General features: G+C 72.0%; 15 protein-coding genes. 9 read left to right on the top strand and 6 right to left on the bottom strand.

Annotated features, from left to right (window positions below):
- The first annotated feature begins 159 nt into the window (after positions 1-159).
- From ACZ6TI_RS32670 to ACZ6TI_RS32645, 6 genes are read left to right on the top strand one after another with little or no spacing between them, the layout of a single operon-like run.
- The gene (locus tag ACZ6TI_RS32670; RefSeq protein ID WP_465349043.1) at positions 160-567 is read left to right on the top strand and encodes an RrF2 family transcriptional regulator; all 408 of its coding nucleotides are present in this window, start codon (positions 160-162) and stop codon (positions 565-567) included.
- Between the two features lie 15 nt (positions 568-582).
- A complete protein-coding gene (locus tag ACZ6TI_RS32665; protein WP_465349226.1) occupies positions 583-1,650 on the top strand; it encodes an ABC transporter substrate-binding protein in 1,068 nt (355 codons plus the stop codon).
- Between the two features lies 1 nt (position 1,651).
- Positions 1,652-2,395: an ABC transporter ATP-binding protein gene (locus tag ACZ6TI_RS32660; RefSeq protein ID WP_465349042.1), complete on the top strand. Its 744-nt coding sequence runs from the start codon at positions 1,652-1,654 to the stop codon at positions 2,393-2,395.
- The gene (locus ACZ6TI_RS32655) at positions 2,385-3,251 is read left to right on the top strand and encodes an ABC transporter permease (RefSeq protein WP_465349041.1); all 867 of its coding nucleotides are present in this window, start codon (positions 2,385-2,387) and stop codon (positions 3,249-3,251) included. Before ACZ6TI_RS32660 ends, ACZ6TI_RS32655 begins: the two co-directional genes overlap by 11 nt.
- A gap of 18 nt (positions 3,252-3,269) precedes the next feature.
- Complete coding sequence (locus tag ACZ6TI_RS32650; protein ID WP_465349040.1) at positions 3,270-4,031, top strand: sulfite exporter TauE/SafE family protein; 762 nt, start codon at positions 3,270-3,272, stop codon at positions 4,029-4,031.
- Positions 4,032-4,040: 9 nt separating this feature from the next.
- Complete coding sequence (locus ACZ6TI_RS32645) at positions 4,041-4,505, top strand: DinB family protein (protein WP_465349039.1); 465 nt, start codon at positions 4,041-4,043, stop codon at positions 4,503-4,505.
- 2 nt (positions 4,506-4,507) lie between these two features.
- Here the strand turns inward: ACZ6TI_RS32645 and ACZ6TI_RS32640 are convergent, their stop codons facing one another.
- The gene (locus ACZ6TI_RS32640; RefSeq protein WP_465349038.1) at positions 4,508-5,623 is read right to left on the bottom strand and encodes a glycoside hydrolase family 12 protein; all 1,116 of its coding nucleotides are present in this window, start codon (positions 5,621-5,623) and stop codon (positions 4,508-4,510) included.
- A gap of 248 nt (positions 5,624-5,871) precedes the next feature.
- Between ACZ6TI_RS32640 and ACZ6TI_RS32635 the strand changes: the two genes are divergently transcribed.
- Together ACZ6TI_RS32635 and ACZ6TI_RS32630 are read left to right on the top strand one after the other, a co-directional pair.
- Positions 5,872-6,303, top strand: a complete 432-nt coding sequence (locus ACZ6TI_RS32635; protein WP_465349037.1) for a DoxX family protein — start codon at positions 5,872-5,874, stop codon at positions 6,301-6,303.
- Positions 6,304-6,374: 71 nt separating this feature from the next.
- Positions 6,375-6,674, top strand: coding sequence for a GGDEF domain-containing protein (locus tag ACZ6TI_RS32630; protein WP_465349036.1), 300 nt, complete (start codon positions 6,375-6,377; stop codon positions 6,672-6,674).
- Here ACZ6TI_RS32630 and ACZ6TI_RS32625 read toward each other — a convergent pair.
- From ACZ6TI_RS32625 to ACZ6TI_RS32615, 3 genes are all read right to left on the bottom strand, one after another.
- Complete coding sequence (locus ACZ6TI_RS32625; RefSeq protein WP_465349035.1) at positions 6,606-9,455, bottom strand: S8 family serine peptidase; 2,850 nt, start codon at positions 9,453-9,455, stop codon at positions 6,606-6,608. The genes ACZ6TI_RS32630 and ACZ6TI_RS32625 overlap by 69 nt on opposite strands.
- On the bottom strand, positions 9,452-10,720 hold the full coding sequence (locus ACZ6TI_RS32620; protein ID WP_465349034.1) for an amidase domain-containing protein: 1,269 nt from the start codon (positions 10,718-10,720) through the stop codon (positions 9,452-9,454). The genes ACZ6TI_RS32625 and ACZ6TI_RS32620 overlap by 4 nt, the downstream gene beginning before the upstream one ends.
- 105 nt (positions 10,721-10,825) lie before the next feature.
- On the bottom strand, positions 10,826-13,120 hold the full coding sequence (locus ACZ6TI_RS32615; RefSeq protein WP_465349033.1) for an FdhF/YdeP family oxidoreductase: 2,295 nt from the start codon (positions 13,118-13,120) through the stop codon (positions 10,826-10,828).
- 154 nt (positions 13,121-13,274) lie between these two features.
- On the opposite strand from ACZ6TI_RS32615, the gene ACZ6TI_RS32610 reads away from it, so the two are divergent.
- Entirely contained in the window at positions 13,275-14,006 is a 732-nt protein-coding gene (locus ACZ6TI_RS32610; RefSeq protein WP_465349032.1) for a DUF7873 family protein, read from the top strand.
- A gap of 399 nt (positions 14,007-14,405) precedes the next feature.
- Here ACZ6TI_RS32610 and ACZ6TI_RS32605 read toward each other — a convergent pair whose 3' ends face one another.
- Both ACZ6TI_RS32605 and ACZ6TI_RS32600 read right to left on the bottom strand, forming a co-directional pair.
- Complete coding sequence (locus ACZ6TI_RS32605; protein WP_465349031.1) at positions 14,406-15,755, bottom strand: M1 family metallopeptidase; 1,350 nt, start codon at positions 15,753-15,755, stop codon at positions 14,406-14,408.
- Positions 15,701-19,546 (bottom strand): Pls/PosA family non-ribosomal peptide synthetase, encoded by a 3,846-nt coding sequence (locus ACZ6TI_RS32600; protein ID WP_465349225.1) that lies wholly within the window; start codon positions 19,544-19,546, stop codon positions 15,701-15,703. The genes ACZ6TI_RS32605 and ACZ6TI_RS32600 overlap by 55 nt, the downstream gene beginning before the upstream one ends.
- Between the last annotated feature and the right edge of the window lie 141 nt (positions 19,547-19,687).

Here is a 19,687-nt window from a genome sequence, read left to right as displayed (position 1 = left end):
GAGGGGCGAAGGGGTCGTATGGCAAACGGCCGAATGCAGCACGCAGGATTGCCGCCGTCTCGCCATCCGATCGTGGACTTGACGAGCTTTCCTATCGGATCCATTATTCCCATGCAACAGATAGGGAAACAGCAGTATCCCCGAAGGGAGGACCGGCGCGTGCACGTCCTGGCACGGACCGATTACGCCGTTCAGGCGATGCTGGCGCTCGCCGCGGCCCAACCCTCGTCGGTCAAGGCGGCCGAGCTGTCCGCGGCACAGGACATCCCGCTGAGCTTCCTGCAGGGCATCCTGCTCGACCTCAAGCGCGCCGGCCTGCTGCTCAGCCAGCGCGGCGTGGACGGCGGATACCAGCTGGCCCGCCCGGCCACCGAGATCACCGTGGGCGACGTGGTGCGGGCCACCGGCGGCGCGCTGACCAGCGTTCGCGGGCAACCCACCGGCTCCACCACCTACCACGGCGCCGCCGTCGGCCTCCGCGACGTCTGGGTCGCGGTCGAAGCCGCCATCGAAGGCGTCGTCGACCACCGCACGCTTGCCGAAATCTCCCCCACCACCAAGAACTGAGGAAACATCGTGCGTCTGCGTTCTCGCGCACTCCGTGCGCTCACCATCGCCGCCACCGCCGTGCTGGCCGCCGGGTCCCTGGCCGCCTGCGGCGGTGATGACGACGGCGCGGCCGCTTCCGGCGGCGGCGCCGAGGCCTCGGCCATCCGGCTCGGCTACTTCCCGAACATCACCCACGCGCCGGCCCTGATCGGCGTCAAGGACGGCCTGTTCCAGAAGGCGCTCGGCAGCACCAAGCTGGAGGCGAAGACCTTCAACGCCGGCCCGGCGGCGATCGAGGCGCTGTTCTCGGGGGCGATCGACGCCACCTACATCGGGCCGAACCCGGCGATCAACGGCTGGGCCACCTCCAAGGGCACCGGCCTGAAGATCATCGCGGGCAGCACCTCCGGCGGCGCCGGCCTGGTCGTGAAGGAGGGCATCAACAGCCCGGCCGACCTCAAGGGCAAGAAGATCGCGACGCCGCAGCTGGGCAACACCCAGGACGTGGCGCTGCGCAGCTGGCTCAAGGACAACGGCCTCAACGCCGACCAGCAGGGCGGCGGCGACGTCTCGGTGCTGCCGCAGGACAACGCGACCGCGGTGCAGGCCTTCGCACAGGGCGCGATCGACGGCGCCTGGGTGCCCGAGCCCAACCTGAGCCGGATGGTGCTCGACTCCAAGGGCAAGATCCTGGTGAACGAGAAGGACCTGTGGCCGAACGGCCAGTTCGTCACCACGCACCTGATCGTCACCCAGGAGTTCCTGAAGAAGTACCCGGCGACGGTCAAGAAGCTGGTGCAGGGCCACGTCGCCGCGATCAAGTTCATCACGGACAACGGCGAGCAGGCCCAGACCGACGCCAACGCCCAGCTCGAGGCGCTCAGCGGCAAGCCGCTCAAGCCCGCGGTGCTCAAGGCCGCGTTCGCGAACCTGACATTCACCAACGACCCGATCGCCTCGTCGCTCTACACCAGCGCGGACCACGCCAAGGCGGTCGGCCTGCTCAAGCCGGTGGACCTCAAGGGCATCTACGACCTGGGCCCGCTGAACGAGGTGCTGCAGGCCGACGGCCAGCCGGCGATCACCGACGCGGCCTCCTGAGATGAGCGTCCTGACCCTGGACCGGGTCTCCAAGCAGTACGGGCAGGGCGACTCCGCCCTGCTCGCACTGGACCGGGTCTCGCTGTCCGCCGCGCCGGGCGAGTTCGTCTGCCTGCTCGGCGCCTCGGGCTGCGGCAAGAGCACGCTGCTCTCGCTGGTCGCCGGGCTGGACGAGGTCAGCGGCGGCACCCTGGACATCGGCGGGCGACGCGTCTCGCTGATGTTCCAGGAGGCCGCGCTGTTCCCGTGGCTCTCGGTGGTGGGCAACGTCGAGCTGCCGCTGCGGCTGCGCGGCGTGGGCCGGGCCGAACGCCGCAAACGGGCCCTGGAACTGCTCGACATCGTGCGGCTGGGCGACTTCGCCGGCAAGCGGCCGCACGAGCTCTCCGGCGGCATGCGCCAGCGGGTCGCGCTGGCCCGGTCGCTCGCCCAGGACGCCGAGATCCTGCTGATGGACGAGCCGTTCGGCGCGCTGGACGCGATGACCCGCGACATCCTGCACGACGAGCTGGAGCGGATCTGGCGCGAGCAGTCGCTGACCGTCCTGTTCGTCACGCACAACGTGCGCGAGGCGGTGCGCCTGGGCGACCGGGTGATCCTGCTCAGCAGCCGGCCCGGCCGGGTGATCGAGGACTTCCCGATCGCCTCACCCCGGCCCCGGCGCATCGACTCCCGCGAGGTGGCCGACCAGGCCGCCGAGATCACCGACAAGTTACGCGCTGAGGTGGCCCGCCATGCCCACTGACGTCGACACCGCACAGCGGGACACCACCGCGGGGCTGGACGCGCTGGAGCTCGCTCCGGCGCCCAAGCGCTCCGACCTGGGCCGCCGCATCTGGCGCAGCGCCTGGCCCAAGCTGCTCGCGATCGCCCTGGTGATCCTGGTCTGGCAGCTGGTGGTGCTCTCCGGCTGGAAGGAGACCTACGTCCTGCCCGGGCCGGCCACCGTGTTCTCCGAGCTCGGCGGCCTGATCACCACGGCCGACTTCTGGGCCGGTGTGCGGCTGACGATGACCCGGGCGATCACCGGCTTCGCCCTGGCCGTGGCGATCGGCACCCTGGTCGGCGCGGCGGTGGCCACCTTCGCGCCGCTGCGCGCGGCGATCGGCTCGCTGATCACCGGGCTGCAGACGATGCCGTCGATCATGTGGTTCCCGCTCGCCATCCTGCTCTTCCAGCTCGGCGAGAAGGCCATCCTCTTCGTGGTCGTGATCGGCGCCGCGCCGTCGGTGGCGAACGGGCTGATCAGCGGCATCGACTACGTGCCGCGGACCTGGCTGCGGGTGGGCCAGGTGCTCGGCATGACCGGCCTGAAGAAATACCGGTACCTGATCCTGCCGGCGTCGCTGCCGTCGTTCGTGTCCGGGCTGAAGCAGGGCTGGGCGTTCTCCTGGCGCAGCCTGATGGCCGGCGAGCTGCTGGTCATCGTGCCCGGTGCGATCTCGGTCGGCGTGCGCATGCAGAACGCGCGCGACCTGTTCGAGTCCAGCCTGGTGATCAGCTACATCATCGTGGTGCTGGTGATCGGCATCCTGATCGACATGCTGTTCAACACGGCCGACAACGCCCTGCGCAAGCGCTGGGGCCTCACCGGGTCGTAAGGCCTGCGCTGGGGACGAGTGAGCCTCGATCACGTGGTGCTGCTCGTCCTCGGCGGTGTCGGGTCCGGCCTGACCGGCTCGATGGCCGGGCTGGCCTCGCTGATCAGCTATCCCACGTTGCTGGCCGTGGGGTTGCCGCCGATCGCGGCGAACGTGACCAACACGGTGGCCCTGTTCTCCAACACGGCCGGGGCGGCACTGGGGTCGCACCGCGAGCTGCGCGGGCAGCGGTCGCGGGTGCGGCCGCTGGGTGCGATCGCGGTGGCCGGTGGCGCGACCGGCGCGGTCCTGCTGCTGAGCACGCCGGCGTCGGCCTTCGAGCGGATCGTGCCGTGGCTGATCGCCCTCGGCGCGGTCGCGTTGCTGCTGCGCGATCCGCTGCGGCGCGGCGCCGGCCGCCACGGTCTGTCCCGGGCGCCGCTGACGGTCGCGGTGTTCCTGATCGGCATCTATGCGGGGTACTTCGGCGCTGCTGCCGGCGTACTCATGCTCGCGGTCCTGGCGGTGAGCGCGACCGAACCGCTCGCGGTGACCAACGCGGTGAAGAACGTGGTCTCCGGCGTAGCCAATCTCGCCGCGGCGGTGCTCTATGCGCTGGTGGCGCCCGTGCACTGGGGTGCGGCGGCACTGCTCGGCGCCGGCTGCCTGTTCGGCAGCTGGATCGGGCCCGGCATCGTCCGGCGGCTCCCCGAGACGCCGCTGCGCGTGGCGATCGCCGTCGCCGCCCTCGGCCTGGCCGCCTATCTCGGCCTGGCCGCCTATCTCGGGCTGACCGCCTAAGGTGGCGGGATGGCAGAGACACAGCGGGAATCCGTGCCGCGGGTCGACACCGGCGAGCTCGACACGGCGATGGCGTTCCTGGCCTTCGCGCGGCACTGCGTGCTGAAGAAGGCGGACGGGCTGTCCGACGAGCAGTTAGGACGGTCGACGGTGGACAGTGGCACGTCGATCCGGTGGCTGATCGGGCATCTGGCCGGGGTCGAGCGCTACTGGTTCGGCCACCACCTGACCGGCGCGCCGGAGACAGACGCGCCGCCCGCCGACGACGTGCTGCAGGACTACCGGGACGCGATCGCGCAGAGCGACCGCGCGATCCTGGCCGCGGGTGATCCGGAGGCCCGCGTGGTGGTGCCGATCGACGGCGAGCGGCTCACCCTGCGGTGGGTGCTCGCGCACATGACGAGCGAGACCGCCCGGCACGCCGGCCACGCGGACATCATCCGCGAACAGCTGGACGGCGTGACCGGGCGCTGAGTTCAGGCTCTGGTGCAGGTGCTCCCGTTCAGGGTGAAGGTGGACGGCGCGGTGAAGCCGCCCTGGTGGGTGCCCTGGAAGCCGAAGGACGCGCTGCCGCCCGCCGGGATCGCCGCGTTCCAGGAGATGTTGCGGGCGGTGAGCGCCCCACTGGCGCCGGTGAGCGCGGTGTTCCAGGAGCTGGTGACGGCCTGGCCGGACGGCAGCGTAAAGGCCAGCGCCCAGCCGTTCACCGGCGTGCTGCCGGTGTTGGTCACGGTGACGTTGGCGGTGAAGCCGGTGTTCCACGAGTCGGCCGCATAGCCCACGCGGCAGGCAGCGGTCGCGGGCGGCGGCTCCTCCGAGGGCGGCGGGGTGCCGCTGCCGTTGAGCGTCACCGAGAAGTCCTGCACGGCCAGGCCGGCGCCGCCGATCCACGGCTCGAAGCCGGCCTGCAGGCTGGTCAGGTACCACGAGTTGGTGATCGCGCCCCGGTTGCGGACGTCGGTGATGAAGTTCAGGACGCTGAAGTTCCAGCTGGTGATCGCGGACGGCGCCACGTAGGAGATGACGTTGTTCGCCCCGTTGGACCCCTGCCAGACCTGCCACGAGCGGCCGCCGATGGTGGTGTTGCCGACCGGCGACCCGATCGGCTGGATGTTGCCCTGGCGGTTGAACCAGATCATGATCTCCATCGCGTTCACGCCGTTGGTGCGCGGCGTCGGGTCGAGCCAGATGTCGTACGCCGCGTCGTAGGTGGCGCCGCTCACGTACGAGTAGGTGATGTTGCTCGTCAGGCTGGAGATCTCGCTGACCCGCTTGGGCAGGCTGGTGCCCGGCGAACAGGCCGTGTAGTGGCAACCGTCGTAGACCGCGGGATAGGAGACCGGCGCGCCGCTGGTGTTGCCGACGCCCTGCTGGCTGGTGATCGCGAAGCCGCGGTCGGTGACGTTGATGCACTGCTCGGCGCTGGAGCCCCAGCGGTTGTTCATGACGATGTAGCGGTTCTGGATCGTGGTGCTGCCGTACTGCTCGCAGATGCGCGTGTCGGCCAGTGCCGGGCCGGCGACGACGAGCGCGGTGACGGATCCGGCGGCCAGGACGACGGCCGCCGCGATCGCGCGCAGGGCGCGTCTCATGGCGTTCTCCTCCGGGAGCGTGGGCTGGTGGGAGCGCTCCCAAGACGATACGTTACATCGATGAACGTGACTAGGAAAGCGGTAGGTGTGGCGCAAGACACACACTCTGAGTTATCTCTGAGACACCGGCCGTCACCAGGTCCCGCAACGGCCGCGTAACGCGCGCCGAACATCCGCGGCCTTGAAGCTTCAAGCTTCCCTTCATTAACTTGTGTCGATCTCCCATCCCCACACCCGAGGAGCTTTCGATGGGCACCCACAGGTTCGCCGGGCCGGTCTGGTCCCTCTTCCGCATCGTCGTCGGCCTGCTCTTCACGCTGCACGGCGCGGCCACCGTGTTCGGCCTCTTCGGCGGCAACCAGGGCAAGGGCGCGGTCGAGGTCGGCCTCTGGCCCAGCTGGTGGGCCGGACTGATCCAGCTGGTCTGCGGCCTGCTCGTGCTGGCCGGCTTCTGCACCACGCCGGCCGCGATCCTGGCCTCCGGCTCGATGGCGTACGCCTACTTCACCGTGCACCAGGAACAGGCCCCGCTGCCGATGCGCAACGGCGGCGAGACCCCGGCGCTGTTCGCCTGGGCGTTCCTTGCGATCGCGGTGATCGGCGCCGGCCCCTGGTCGATCGACGCGCTCCGGCGCCGCGGCGCACCGGCCGACGCCGAGCCGGCGCGCAGCGCCGCCTGAGCTTGCCGGGCGGCCGGGTCGCTCAACCCGGCCGCTTTCCTGCCAATCGGGATTTCGGCGCCGCCACGCTGGTGCCCGCCGCGATCGACGAGGCGGTGGCGATCGGCGAGCGCATCCGGTCGTCCGTCGTGGACCGCCCGATCGAGGTGGACCCCGCCGTGACATTGCCGGTAACGGTGTCGGCCGGGGTGGCCGCGATGCCGGTGCACGCGGCCACCGCCGACGACCTCCTCCGGGTCACCGACGCCGCGCTCTACGCGGCGAAGCGAACCGGCCGGGACCGGGTGGTCATCGCCCCGGCGCTAGGTGCCGATCGTCACGAAGGTCCGGCGGGCGCCCGTGACGCCGTCGTTCAGCAGCAGGACGCCTAGATACTCCTGCGCCGGGTCGAGCCCCCGCCAGGTGAGGGTCAGCGACACGGCCGCGCCGGCCGTCACCGGCGAAGCCGCGGGACTGACCGCCAGCGTGTCCGCCGGGGCGCTCAGGGCCCAGCTCAGCCGCACCACCGGGGTCGGTGCGGTCGCGGCGTAGAGGTGATGGAACACCCGGTACTCCCCCGGCTGGTCGACGATGACCTCCTCGTCGCCGCCGGCGTTGTTGCTCGTGCCGGTGAGGGTCAGCCCGGTGGCGGTACGCCGATAGACGTACAGGTCGGCGTCCGTGCCGGCGGGATGGTCGTCGGCGCGGGTGGCGAAGCGGACCAGACCACCCTCCGGGACGGTCACGTCCGTGGCCGCGGTGCGGCTGCCGGCGGCCGGCGCGTTCGCGTTGAAGGCCGGCCCGCGCGGGTCGAGCGCGACCGCGCCGCGCTGGACCGGCACCGGCCCGAGGGTCCGGGCGTGCAGGGTGCCGTCGAACCCGGCGATCACCGGGACCGCCGCGGTGCCGCTCGCGCCGCTCACCGGCACCCGCTCCGGAGCGTCGATCCGGACCGCTCGGACGGCGATCGGGAGGCGCACCGCGTGCCCGCGGATGTCGGCGAGCCCGACCGACCCGAACTCCCACCGGTCGGGGACGGCGTCGTCCCGGGTGACGGTGACGGTCACCGCGGCGGTGCGGCGGGGCAGGACGGTGACCACGGACGGCGAGACCGTGACGGTGTAGCCGATCGGGGCCGTCACGGTCGGCTGGTAGATGCCCGCCTGGTTGGTCGGGTTGCCGACCGTGCGGCGGAAGATCACCGAGTGCGCCACCGCGCTGTCGGACAGCGCGGGCTGGTTCAGGTCGCGGGCCGGGCCGGCCGGCACCCCGGCGCATCCGGAGGAGGCGAACGCGGCCGCGCGGGCGGGTTCGGTGGCGCACACGAAGGACAGCCAGTTCGCCGGCGTCGACTCGAACACCAGGCCGGGATCGAACGCCGCGGTCGGCCGGATCTGTCCCGCGCCGAAGTCCAGCGGGGTGGCGGCCTGGGCGCCGCGCTTGATCGGCGACCCGCCGCCGTCGGTGAGTCCTGCGGTGGTCATCAGCGCCGAGCGCACCGCCGACGGGGTCAGCGACGGGGTCCGGCCGACCAGGAGCGCGCCGACGCCGCTGACCTGAGCGGCGGCCACCGAGGATCCGCTGCGCAGGTCGAAGGTCGGGGTGCCGGAGGTCGCGGTGGCGGCGAGCACGCCGACGCCGGGCGCCAGCAGGTCCGGCTTGAGCACCGGGCTGTGCGGGACCCGGGCGGGACCGACCGAGGACGTGGCGGCCACGGCGGGCGCGGTCACCCGGCCACGGACGGCCGCGTCGAGCTGGGCGGTGGCGGCGGTGGCGGCGGCGTACGCCTTGACCCGCAGCCCGTCCGCCCGATTGAGATGGACCGTGGGCACCGGGTGGAAGTCGGTGTCGAGCGTGCTGTCCGGGTCGTTGTAGAGCACCATGCCGGCCCCACCGGCGGCCTGCACTGCCCGGCTCTTGTCCGTGCGACCGGTGACCCCGCGCTTGCACAGCACGATGGCGCCCTCGACCACGGTCCGGTTCAGCGCGCCGGCCTTGCACAACTCGGCGTCGGCCGGCACGGCCGCGCCCCTCGTGGCGTCGACGATCCGGGTGCCGGCGGCCAGGGCGGACGAACCCTGACCGGCGCCGGTCAGGAACGTGCCGTCACCCAGCCGCAGCGTGCGGGTCAGCACTCGGTCGTGGGTGCCGGCCGCGACCGTGGTGACCCACGGCGCGATGCTGCCCACGGCGCCGGTCGGGCCGTCGTTGCCGGCCGCGGCCGCGATGAAGACCCCGGCCGCCGCCGCGTGATAGAGAGCGACGCTGACCGGGTCGGTGACCGTGCCGGAGGCGCCCGCCGCCGAGTAGTTCAGCACGTCGACGCCGTCGGCGGTGGCCTGGTCGATGGCCGCGACGAGGTCCGAGACGCTGCCCACCAGGCGGCCGCTCGAGGTCTGCCACAGCGCCTTGTAGACGGCGATCCGGGCGGCCGGCGCGACGCCCGAGGTGGCGCCGGCCGACACCCCGCCGACGACGGCCGGAACACCGTGGTCACCCGCGGCGACCGCGGCGACGTGGGTGCCGTGCCCGTTGAAGTCGCGCGGTGAGTCGAACTCGGACGGCGACACGTCGACCGCCCCGGCCCGGAACGCCCGGGCGCCGATCACCTTGTTGGTGCACCACTGCGGGTCGTCGCAGCCACCCCGCCAGCGAGCCGCGATCGCCGCGGCGTCCGGCCTCGGCTCCGGCAGGGCGGCGAAGCTCGGGTGCTGGAACGCGAGTCCACTGTCGATGAACCCGATGACGGCGTTCTCCCCGGCCCGGGTCGCGCCGCCGCCGTACCGCTGCCAGGCGCCGGTGTCGCCGGTCAGGCCGAGGAACTCCGGCGTGGTGATGGACAGCCCGGCCCGCTGCTCGTCCCTGGTCACCGCGACGACGCCCGGAGTGCGTGCGAGCGACGCCGCTTCGGCCGCGGTGAGCCGGGCGGCGAAGCCCGGGAAGGCCGCGGCATAGCGGTGCACGATCTGCGCCGGGCGTACGCCGGCCCGGGCCGCCACGTCCGCCTGCCGCTGGTGCAGCCGCCCGACGACCCGGGGATCGCTCGCCGGCTGCCCGGTCGTCTGCACCACGTACACCGCGGACGGGCCGGACCCGGCGGCGGTGTCGCCGGTGGGTGCGGCCGCGAGTCCGGTGGCCGCGACCGCCAGCGCGACCATCGCGGCGGCCCTCATGAGTTGTAGCTCGTCTTCACCCGGACCGAGGAGACGGCGATCCGGTTGTGCTCGGGCCGGCTCTCGCCCGGCGGGATCGCGGTGGCCCGCTTGATCTGGATGTAGAGCGGCACGTTCCGGCGGTGGTTGGAGTGCTGCGAGATGATCGGCTCGCGGAAGTCCGGGCTGGACGGCGCCGTGAAGGTGCCGGTGACCACCATCGTGTGGTCGATGGTGCCGTCCGGCCAGCCGTTCGGGTCCCAGTCCAGGAAGTAGAGATCGCCCTTGGTCATGCTCCACATCTGCGTCGCCAGGTCGACGTACTCCCAGCCGATCTGGACCGCGCGGTCGGTGTAGTCGAGGCCGAAGGTGCGCAGCCAGCCCGACACCGACCAGCTCTTGCTCGGGCCGCGCGGGCCGTACAGGTCCGGGGTCCAGTTGTTGTGGTCGTCCGGGTTCACCCCGTCCTTGATCCGCCAGCCACCCGCGCGCATCGCCTGCGACGCGAAGTTGGTGCAGTCGTTGGACTGCTTGGGATAGGCCGGGTTGTAGAGCGGGTTGTTGAAGTTGTCCACTCCGGACCAGTAGAGCGCGTAGGTGGCGGCGGCGCTGGGGTTGTAGGAGTGCGCCGACGGCTGGTTCCCGCCGCTCTCCCGGCCGACCGACTCCTTGCCCAGGCCGGCCCGTTGCAGCGCGCGGGCCTTCGCGCGGCCGTCGCTCAGGTCGATGCCGCCGATCAGGGTCTCGCCGTCGCACACCTCGCCCGGCTTGCACGGTGGCGCCGGCTCCTCCTCCGGTGGCGGCGCCGGTTCCTCGCCCTCGGCCGGTGCGGGGGTGAGCGTCACGTCGGCGATCGTCCAGTCGCCGCCCGAGCGGGTCACCACGACCGTGTAGTCGTCGGCCAGCACCGAGTCGCCGAGCTCGCCGACGTTCCAGGACAGCTGCGTGCTGACCGCCGAGTCGAACTCGTAGCGGTTCAGGCTCGCCGACGTCTCGACGTTGGTCACCTGGGTGTGGATGTCGTCCGCCAGCAGGCCCAGGTCGTTCTTCGCGTCCTGGGCGATCCGCGCGGTGGACAGCGCGAGTCGCTGGGCGGCCGGAGCGACGTTGCCGCCACGCAGGGCGGCGGGCGTCGTTCCGTACCAGGCCTGGTCGGCCTGCACGAAGAAGTCGGTGACCAGGGCGTCGAGTTCGCCGTCGGCCGGCGCGGCGAGCGCCGGAGCCGGTGGCGCCACGGCCACGGTCAGTCCGATCAGGACAGCGAGACTGGTTCCTCTGATCATCATCCGGTCCTCCCCCGATTGCCCGAACGCCTGTCAGCGTCTGGGCGCCGGGAGCGCCGGTCAATGCGCGGCGGCGAATCCGCTGCGCAGGTGCGCAGCGCGTTTTGCCTAGGACGAGGAGGCGACGAGCCGGACGATGATCGCCTTCGAGACCGGGGTGCCGCTCTCGGCCGCCTGGGAGTCCAGCGGGACCAGCGGGTTGGTCTCCGGGTAATACGCGGCCACGCACCCCTTGGGCGTCGAGTACTCGACCAGCCGGAACCGCTCCACCCGCCGGTCGCGCCCGTCCGGCCACTCCGAGATCAGGTCCACCAGGCCGCCGTCGGCGAATCCGAGCTCCGCGAGATCCTCGGCGCTGATGAAGACCACCCGGCGGCCGGCGCGGATGCCCCGGTAACGGTCGTCGAGGCCGTAGATCGTGGTGTTGAACTGGTCGTGGCTGCGCAGGGTCTGCAGCACCAGCCGGCCGGGTGGCACGCTCAGCACCTCCAGCGGGCTCACCGTGAAGACCGCCCGGCCCTCCGGGGTCGGAAACGTGCGCTGGTCGCGGGGTTCGTGCGGCATGGTGAAGCCGCCGTTGCGGACCCGCTCGGTGTAACCCTCGCAGCCGCGGACGACGCTGCCGATGCGGTCCCGGATCAGGTCGTAGTCCGCGGTGAAGCCGCGCCAGTCGATGCCGTGCCGATCGCCGAGGGTGGCCGCCGCGATGCCGCAGAGGATGTCCACCTCCGAGCGCAGCAGCGGGCCCGCGGGCGCCGACCGGCCGCGGGACGCGTGCACCACGGACATCGAGTCCTCCACGGTGATCCGCTGCTCGCGCCCGCCGGTCAGGTCGCGCTCGGTGCGGCCCAGGGTCGGCAGGATCAGAGCGGTGCGCCCGGGCTCCACGTGACTGCGGTTGAGCTTGGTCGAGATCTGCACCGTCAGCTCGGCGTTGCGCATCGCCTCGGTGGTGACCTCGGTGTCCGACATCGCCGCCACGAAGTTGCCACCCAGGGCGACGAACACCTTGGCCCGCCGATCCCGGAAGGCCCGCACCGCGTTGGCCGCGTCATAGCCGTGCGCCCGGGGCGGCTCGAAGCCGAACTCCTCGCCGAGCCGGTCCAGGAAGAAGTCCGGCGCCTTCTCCCAGATCCCCATGCTGCGGTCGCCCTGCACGTTGGAGTGGCCGCGCACCGGGCACAGACCGGCGCCGGGCTTGCCGATCATGCCCTGCATCAGCGCGACGTTGACGAACTCCTTGATCGTGGCGACCGCGTTGTGGTGCTGGGTGATGCCCATCGCCCAGCAGTGCACGATCCGCTTCGAGGTGGCCAGCATCCCGGCCGCCTTCTCGATCTGCGCCCAGGACAGGCCGGTCGCGGCCAGCACCGCGTCCCGGTCGAGGTTGCGGACGTGCTGCGCCCAGCCCTCGAAGCCGACGGTCAAGTTCTCCACGAAGTCCCGGTCGAGCACCGTGCCGGGCGCCGCCTCCTCCGCCTTCAGCAGCAGGTGCCCGAACGCCTGCCAGAGGGCGAGGTCGCCGTTGGACCGGATCTGCAGCAGCTCGTCGGCCAGGCCGGTGCCACGGCCGGCCAGACCGCGGGCGTTCTGCGGGTTGTTGAAGCGCAGCAACCCGGCCTCGGGCAGCGGGTTGATCGCCAGGATCCGGGCGCCGTCGCGCTTGGCGATCTCCAGGGCGGTGAGCATGCGCGGGTGGTTGGTGCCCGGGTTCTGCCCGGAGATCACGATCAGGTCGGCCTCGTGCAGGTCCTGCAGGGTCACCGAGCCCTTGCCGACGCCGATGGTGCGCTGCAGGCCGACCGAGGTCGACTCGTGGCACATGTTGGAGCAGTCCGGCAGGTTGTTGGTGCCATAGCCGCGGGCGAACAGCTGATAGAGGAACGCGGCCTCGTTGCTGGCCCGGCCGGAGGTGTAGAACACCGCCTCGTCCGGGCTGTTCAGTGCCCGCAAATGCTGTCCGACCAGCGCGAACGCGTCGTCCCAGGAGATCGGCTCATAGTGGTCGGCGCCCTCGCGGCGCACCATCGGGTGGGTCAGCCGGCCCTGCTTCTCCAGCCAGTGGTCGGTGCGTCCGGCCAGGTCGCCGAGCGGGTGGGCGGCGAAGAACTCCGGGCCGACCGTGTCCCGCACGCCCTCCCAGGAGACCGCCTTGGCGCCGTTCTCGCAGAACTCCGCCGTGTGCCGGTGCCCCTGCGGGTCCGGCCAGGCGCAGCTCATGCAGTCGAAGCCGTCCTCCTTGTTGAGCGTCAGCAGGTTGCGGGCGGCCTTGACCACGCCCATCTGCCCGACGGCTTTGGCCATGCTGACCTGCACGGCCTTGAGCCCGGCGGCATGGTCGGCCGGCGGGCCGACGCGCAGGCCGGCGTCTTCGGAGGAGGCGGTCGAGTCGGAGGACGGCATGACCATCACTGTGCCCGGCTTGGGCGGACACCATGCGTCCCTTGTTCCGGATCTCACATTCGCCGGGTGGCGCGGGCCGAAGACGTGCCATCATAAACGGCTCGGAGCCGGTTGGCCGCGGGTGCTACCTTTCCGGACGCTGAAAGGGGAAACCGTGCCGAAGCTCAACCAGATCATCGCCGTGGAGAAGGGCGTCAAGAGCAAGGCGTTCGCCGATCTGAGCGACGCCCACCACGCCGTGCAGAAGACCGGCCCGCTGGCCGGCATCTCCCGGTCCTACCAGCCGAAGGACGAGGAGGGCGAGCAGCTGCCCTCGGAGTCGACGCGGGTGCAGATCAAGGGCGAGGAGATCCTGCGCGAGGTGTCCGGCACGCTGACCCGGTTGTTCGACGTGACCGCGACGAAGGACTGGACGAACTGCGTGGCCCGCGCCGACGTCGTGGTCGACGGCCGCACGATCGCCGCCCAGGTGCCGGTGACCTATCTGCTGTTCCTCGAGAAGCAGCTGGTCGACCTGCACACGTTCGTCAAGAAGCTGCCGGTGCTCGACGCGGCCGAGTCGTGGCTGCGCGACGACTCGACGGACAGCTGGCGGACCGAGCCGGTGCGCACCAACCGCACCAAGAAGGTGCCCCGCAACCACGTCAAGGCGGAGGCCACCGACAAGCACCCGGCGCAGGTCGAGGTGTACTACGAGGACATCACCGTCGGCTATTGGACGACGGTGAAGTTCTCCGGCGCGCTGCCGGCCAAGCGGGTCAACGAGATCCTCGACCGGGTGCTGGCGCTGCAGACGGCGGTCAAGTTCGCCCGCGAGGAGGCCAACAACACCGAGGCCACCGACCAGCGGGTCGGCGCGGCCGTCTTCGGCTACCTCTTCGAGTAGCCGTCATTGATTCCCCGTGGGAGCGCGGGGGAAGCGCCCGCCAAGGGCGCACAAGCTGACAGCTCAGCCTGAAATTGAATCCACCGGTGACAGTGCGGGTTCGAATCCCGCTCCCCGCACCGACTTGCGGGGGTAGCCCAAATGGCAGAGGCAGCCGGCATGAGACTCAGATTCTCGCTCCAACGTCAGCATTCACCACTGATCACCGGATCGACCGAGGATGGACGAAGACAGCGGATGCCGGTTCAAATCCGGCCCGCCGCGCCAACGGGCGGCGGTAGTTTAATGGCAAAACCCGACGTCATAATGAATGATCCATCGTCTTAAACGTGCTGGTGTGTGCAATTCAGTGGTAAGTCGAGGCCCGGGGATTGGCCATATCCCCGGGCTTCACCAATGTCACCTGGGCAGCGGCGGCAACGCCGGCTCGTCCAGCCACGCGGAGAAGAGTTCGTCCAGCGGCGCTCGGGCGTAACGCTGGGCGTGCGCCCGGAACTGCTCGGTCGTCACGGTCGCGTGGGAGTGCTCGTCGACCCAGGCGTGCAGCATCGCGAAGAACGGCTCGTCGCCGATCTCCTTGCGCAGGGCGTGCAGGGTGAGCGCGCCGCGCTTGTAGACCAGCGGGTCGAACAGCCGGTCGATGCCCGGGTTCGCGATCACCACGTCGGCCGGCCGGTCCGCGAGGCGGGCGTGCCACTGCGCCGCGCAGGCGGATGCCGACGGGCCGCCGCGGACTCCGGACCACAACCATTCCGCATATGTCGCGAAGCCCTCGTTGAGCCAGATGTGCCGCCACTCGGCCACCGTGAGGCTGTTGCCGAACCACTGGTGGGCGAGCTCGTGCACGACCAGCCGCTCGTGGGTGCGCCGCCCGTCCAGGTGGTTGCGCCCGAAGACGGCCATGCCCTGCGCCTCGACCGGGTCGTCCAGATCGTCGTCGGCGACCACGACCATGTACTCCCGGAACGGGTAAGGCCCGAAGAAGCGCTGCAGCGCCTCCATGATCTGCCCGTGCCGGCCGAAGTCGTGGGAGAAGGTGGGGAGCAGCCGGGGCGGGACGGCGGCGCGCTGGACCACCCCGCCGGCCGCCAGGTCGACCAGCCGGTAACGTCCGATCTGGACGCTCATCAGATAGGGCGCGGTCGGCTCGTTCCGCTCGTACACCCAGGTGGTGGTGCCGGCGCCGCGGCGCCGGGAGACGGGGTCACCGGTCACCAGGACGGTGTAGGGCGACGCCGTGGTCACCGCGACGCGGAACGTGGCCTTGTCGCCCGGCCGGTCGTTGCACGGGAACCAGGACGGCGACCCGTTGGGCTGGCTGGCCACCAGCACGCCGTCTGTCAGCTCGTCCCAGCCGATGTCGCCCCAGCGGCCGGAGATCGGCGCCGGCGCGCCCGCATAGTGCACCTCGACCCGGAAGGTCGTGTCGTCGGCGATCGGCCGCTCCGGCTTGATCTGCAGCTTGTCCGGCCGGTGGGTGAACTTCGCCGGCCGGCCGTTCACCCGCACGTCCTGCACCCGGAAGCGGCCCAGGTCCAGGCTGAACCGCGGGAGCGGCTGCGTGGCCAGGGCGGTGACCGTCGCCCGGCCGGTCAGCCGGTTGGACACCACGCGATAGTCGATCGCCAGGTCGTAGTGCTCGACCAGGTAGCCGCTGTTGCCGTGCCCCAGGAGGTAGGAGTCGGCTGTGGCGGTCATGCCCGGCGCGGGGTCGTCGCCGGCCAGGTCGCGATCGGGTTGCCGAACCATCGGCTGTCGTCGGGCACCGCGTCGCCGCGGGTCACCAGCGAGCCGGGTCCGACGGTGGTGCGCGCGCCGATGCTCGCGCCGGGCAGCACGATGCCGTGCGGGCCGAGCGTCGCGCCCGCGCCGAGGGTCACCTTGTCCATGCTCATCACCCGATCATGGAACAGGTGGGTCTGCACGACACAGCCCCGGTTGACCGTGGCGCCCGCGCCGAGCCGGACCAGGTCGTACTCCGGCAGCCAGTAGGTCTCCAGCCAGGCGCCCCGGCCGACCTCGGCGCCCAGGGTGCGCAGCCACGCGTTGAGCAGCGGCGTGCCGGTGGCGAAGCGGATCAGCCAGGGCGCGGCGAGCACCTCGACGAACGTGTCGGCGAGCTCGTTGCGCCACACGAACGACGTCCACAGCGCCTTGTCGGAGACCCGGAACCGGCCGACCAGCAGCCACTTCGCCAGGGTCGCGGTGAGTGCGGCGACGATCGCGGCGGCGAGCAGCACCGGCCCGGCGGCGAGCGCGGCCACCCACGGCCCGGCGAGCTGCCACCCGGACGCGAGCAGACCAAGGACGGCGATCGCGAGGGCGGCGGCGCACATCACCGGGATGATCCGGCACAGCTCGATCAGGGCGCGGGCCAGCTTGAGCCGGCCCGGCGGGTCGAAGGTGCGGCCGAGGTCGGCCGCCTCCACCGTGCGGCGCAGCGGCATCGGCGGCGAGCCGAGCCAGGACGTGCCCTTCTTCGCCTTGCGCGGAGCCGACGAGAGGACTCCGACAAGACCTCTTTTCGGTACGTTACGGCCCGGCGCCGCCATCCCGGAGTTGCCCAGGAACGCCTGCTTGCCGATCCGCGCCGGGGCCACCCGCAGCCAGCCGTGGCTCAGCTCGTACGTCGCCACCATGGTGTCGTCGGCCAGGAAGGCGCCATCGGCGACCGTGGTCATGGCCGGCAGCGCGAGCACCGTCGAGGCCTCCACGCCACGGCCCACCTTGGCGCCGAGCAGCCGCAGCCAGACCGGCGTGAACAGGCTCGCGTAGAGCGGGAACAACCCGACCCGGGCCATCCCCATCAGCCGCTCGGTGGTCCACACCTGCCACGCCACCCGCCCGTGCACCGGGTGGTAGCCCGCGCGCAGCCCGATGCTCAGCAGACGGACCGCGACCAGCACGAGCAGCGCGTACCCGAGGAAGTAGGCGATGGTGGCCGGCGCGATGGCGACCAGCGCCGCGCCGAGCGTCGGACGCTCGGCCAGGGTCCAGCCGAGCAGCGCCAGCGCGGGCAGCGCGGCGACCACCGGCACCAGGCTCAGCACCTGCGCGGTGATCCCGTAGACCGCGGTCCAGAAGCGCGACCGACTCGGGCGCTGCGCGGGCCAGGCGGCCGCGTCCTTGGTGGTGCGGGCCGAGCCGACGACGGTCGAGCCGGCCGCGACCCGGACGCCCTTGCCGACCCGGGCGCCGGGCATCAGCGTGCTGCGCGCGCCGACCCGGGCGCCGGCGCCGACCCGCACCCGGCCGATCCGCACGATGTCGCCGTCCACCCAGTGGCCGGCCAGGTCGACCTCGGGCTCGATCGCCGCGCCCCGGCCGACCTTGAGCAGGCCGGTGACCGGCGGCGCGGAGTGCAGGTCGACGTCTGGGCCGATCTGCGCGCCGAGCGCCTTCGCATAGGTGACCGTCCAGGCCACGGTGCTCGCGCCGGACAGCTCGGCGAGCCGCTCGGCGGCCCACAGCCGCAGGTGGACGCCGCCACCCCGCGGGTGGTCGCCGGGTCGCACGTTGCGCAGCAGCAGGCGGGCGCCGCCGGCCGCGATGCCGATCCGGCCGAGCGGGCTGAACAGCAGCGCCCAGCTCAGCGCGATCCACCACCAGGAGACCGCCGGGAGCCAGGAGACCGGCGTGACCAGCGCGAGGACGTTGCCCAGCGCGGCCAGGACGGTGAGCCAGCGCAGCCCGACCAGCGCGAGCATGGGCAGCATCAGGAGACCCTGGATCAGGCCGCTCCGGCGCGGCGTGGGCCGGATCTCGCGACGCACGGTCGCGGTGGTGCCGAGCGCGTCGAGCACGGCGGCGAGCTGCGACAGGCGCGGCTGCTGATAGATGTCGGCGACCGAGACCTGCGGGAACCGGACCCGGATCCAGGCCACCAGTTGCGCGGCGTTGAGGCTGCTGCCGCCGCTGGTGAAGAAGTCGGCGTCCGCCTCGGCCGGGCGCACCCCGAGAATCTCCTCCCAGCCGCCGGCGAGCCACTCCTCGGTCGCGGTCAGCGCCGCGGAGCCCGGGCCGGGGCCGGTCGCGGCCAACGGCCACGGCAGCGCGGCGCGGTCCACCTTGCCCGAGGTGCGCGTGGGCAGCGAGTCGACCACCGCGAGCAGCGGCACCAGCGCGGCCGGCAGCTGCTCGCGGATCCGCTGTGTCGCGGCGTCGAGGTCGAAGCCGTCGCGCGGCACCAGATAACCCACCAGGAGCTGGTTTCCGGCCGCCGTGCGCTTGACCGCGGCCGCCGCGCCCGCGACGCCGGGCAGGGCCTGCAGCGCGGCGTCGACCTCACCGAGCTCGATCCGCCGCCCGCCGAGCTTGACCTGCTCGTCGCCGCGGCCGAGGAACAGCAACCCCTCGGGCTCGGCGCGCACGATGTCGCCGCTGCGATAGGCCCGCCACCAGCCGAGCGCGGGCAGCGGCGCGAACTTCTCGGCGTCCTTGCCGGCGTCCAGGTAACGCGCCAGTCCGACGCCGCCGATGACCAGCTCGCCGGTCTCCCCCATCGCGACCGGTTCGCCGGACGCGTCGACGACCGCGAGCTCCCAGCCGGCCAGTGGCAGCCCGATCCGCACCGGCCCCTCGCCGGTCAGCCGGGAGGCGCACGCGACCACGGTGGCCTCGGTCGGCCCGTACGTGTTCCACACCTCACGCCCGTCGACGGCCAGCCGCTCGGCCAGCTCGGGCGGGCACGCCTCGCCACCGAAGATCAGCAGCCGCACGTCGTCGAGCGCCGCGACCGGCCAGAGCGCGGCCAGCGTCGGGACGGTGGACACCACGGTGATGCGCTGCTCGGCCAGCCACGGGCCCAGGTCGACGCCGCTGCGCACCAGCGAACGGGCGGCCGGCACCAGGCAGCCGCCGTGCCGCCAGGCCAGCCACATCTCCTCGCAGGAGGCGTCGAACGCGACCGACAGCCCGGCCAGCACCCGGTCGTCCGGGCCGATCGGGCGGGCGTCGGCGAGGAACAGCTGCGCCTCCGCGTCCACGAAGGCGGCCGCCGCGGCGTGCGTGACGGCGACGCCCTTCGGGGTGCCGGTGGAGCCGGAGGTGAAGATGATCCAGGCGTCGTCGTCCGGGCCGGGCCGGCCGAGGCGGTTCCTCGGGGTGCGCCGGATCGACACGGAGAGCCCGTCGCCGAGCACCGCGCAGACGCCCGCCTCGGCGAACACCAGCTCGGCGCGCTCGTCGGGGTCGTCGGCGTCGACCGGCACATAGGCCGCGCCGGCCGCGAGCACGCCCAGGATCGCCAGATAGAGCTCGGCCGTGCCGGACGAGACGCGCACGCCGACCCGGTCGCCGACGCCGACGCCGTGCGCGGAGAGCGTGGCCCGGACCATGTCGACCGCGGCGGCCAGATCCCGATAGGTGAAGACCGCCGCGCCGGCGTCGATCGCGAGGGCGTCGCCGTGCTCCTCGACGGTCGCGTCGAGGATGTCCACCAGCGTGCGGCGGGTGGGTGCCGAGTCGGAGCGGAACACTGCCGGGGCCACCGGGAAAGTGACCAGCGGAGGGAGTGCGACCAGATCCAGATCAGTCGTCACGGTCACCGGGCGTGCTCCACTTCCACCTCACGGGTCAGCGTCAACCAGGCGTGCGAAAGGGGTCGCGCCCGGGGCAGCCTTGAAGACTACGTGAGGTGAACGGTAAATGACTCCGGCGCATCGGATTCGTGTCCACCGCCA

Source organism: Actinoplanes sp. NPDC051388, assembly GCF_055586225.1.
The sequence above is the reverse complement of the archived record's forward strand: the minus strand, read 5'-3'. Positions and strand labels throughout refer to the sequence as shown.

What these genes read in the sequence shown, in the direction of transcription:
- ACZ6TI_RS32635 (WP_465349037.1), top strand. Translation starts at nt 5,872, where the DNA reads ATGGGCACCCACAGGTTCGCCGGGCCGGTCTGGTCCCTCTTCCGCATC.
- ACZ6TI_RS32625 (WP_465349035.1), bottom strand. Translation starts at nt 9,455, where the DNA reads ATGAGGGCCGCCGCGATGGTCGCGCTGGCGGTCGCGGCCACCGGACTC.
- ACZ6TI_RS32655 (WP_465349041.1), top strand. Translation starts at nt 2,385, where the DNA reads ATGCCCACTGACGTCGACACCGCACAGCGGGACACCACCGCGGGGCTG.
- ACZ6TI_RS32605 (WP_465349031.1), bottom strand. Translation starts at nt 15,755, where the DNA reads ATGGTTCGGCAACCCGATCGCGACCTGGCCGGCGACGACCCCGCGCCG.
- ACZ6TI_RS32660 (WP_465349042.1), top strand. Translation starts at nt 1,652, where the DNA reads ATGAGCGTCCTGACCCTGGACCGGGTCTCCAAGCAGTACGGGCAGGGC.
- ACZ6TI_RS32615 (WP_465349033.1), bottom strand. Translation starts at nt 13,120, where the DNA reads ATGCCGTCCTCCGACTCGACCGCCTCCTCCGAAGACGCCGGCCTGCGC.
- ACZ6TI_RS32645 (WP_465349039.1), top strand. Translation starts at nt 4,041, where the DNA reads ATGGCAGAGACACAGCGGGAATCCGTGCCGCGGGTCGACACCGGCGAG.
- ACZ6TI_RS32620 (WP_465349034.1), bottom strand. Translation starts at nt 10,720, where the DNA reads ATGATGATCAGAGGAACCAGTCTCGCTGTCCTGATCGGACTGACCGTG.
- ACZ6TI_RS32640 (WP_465349038.1), bottom strand. Translation starts at nt 5,623, where the DNA reads ATGAGACGCGCCCTGCGCGCGATCGCGGCGGCCGTCGTCCTGGCCGCC.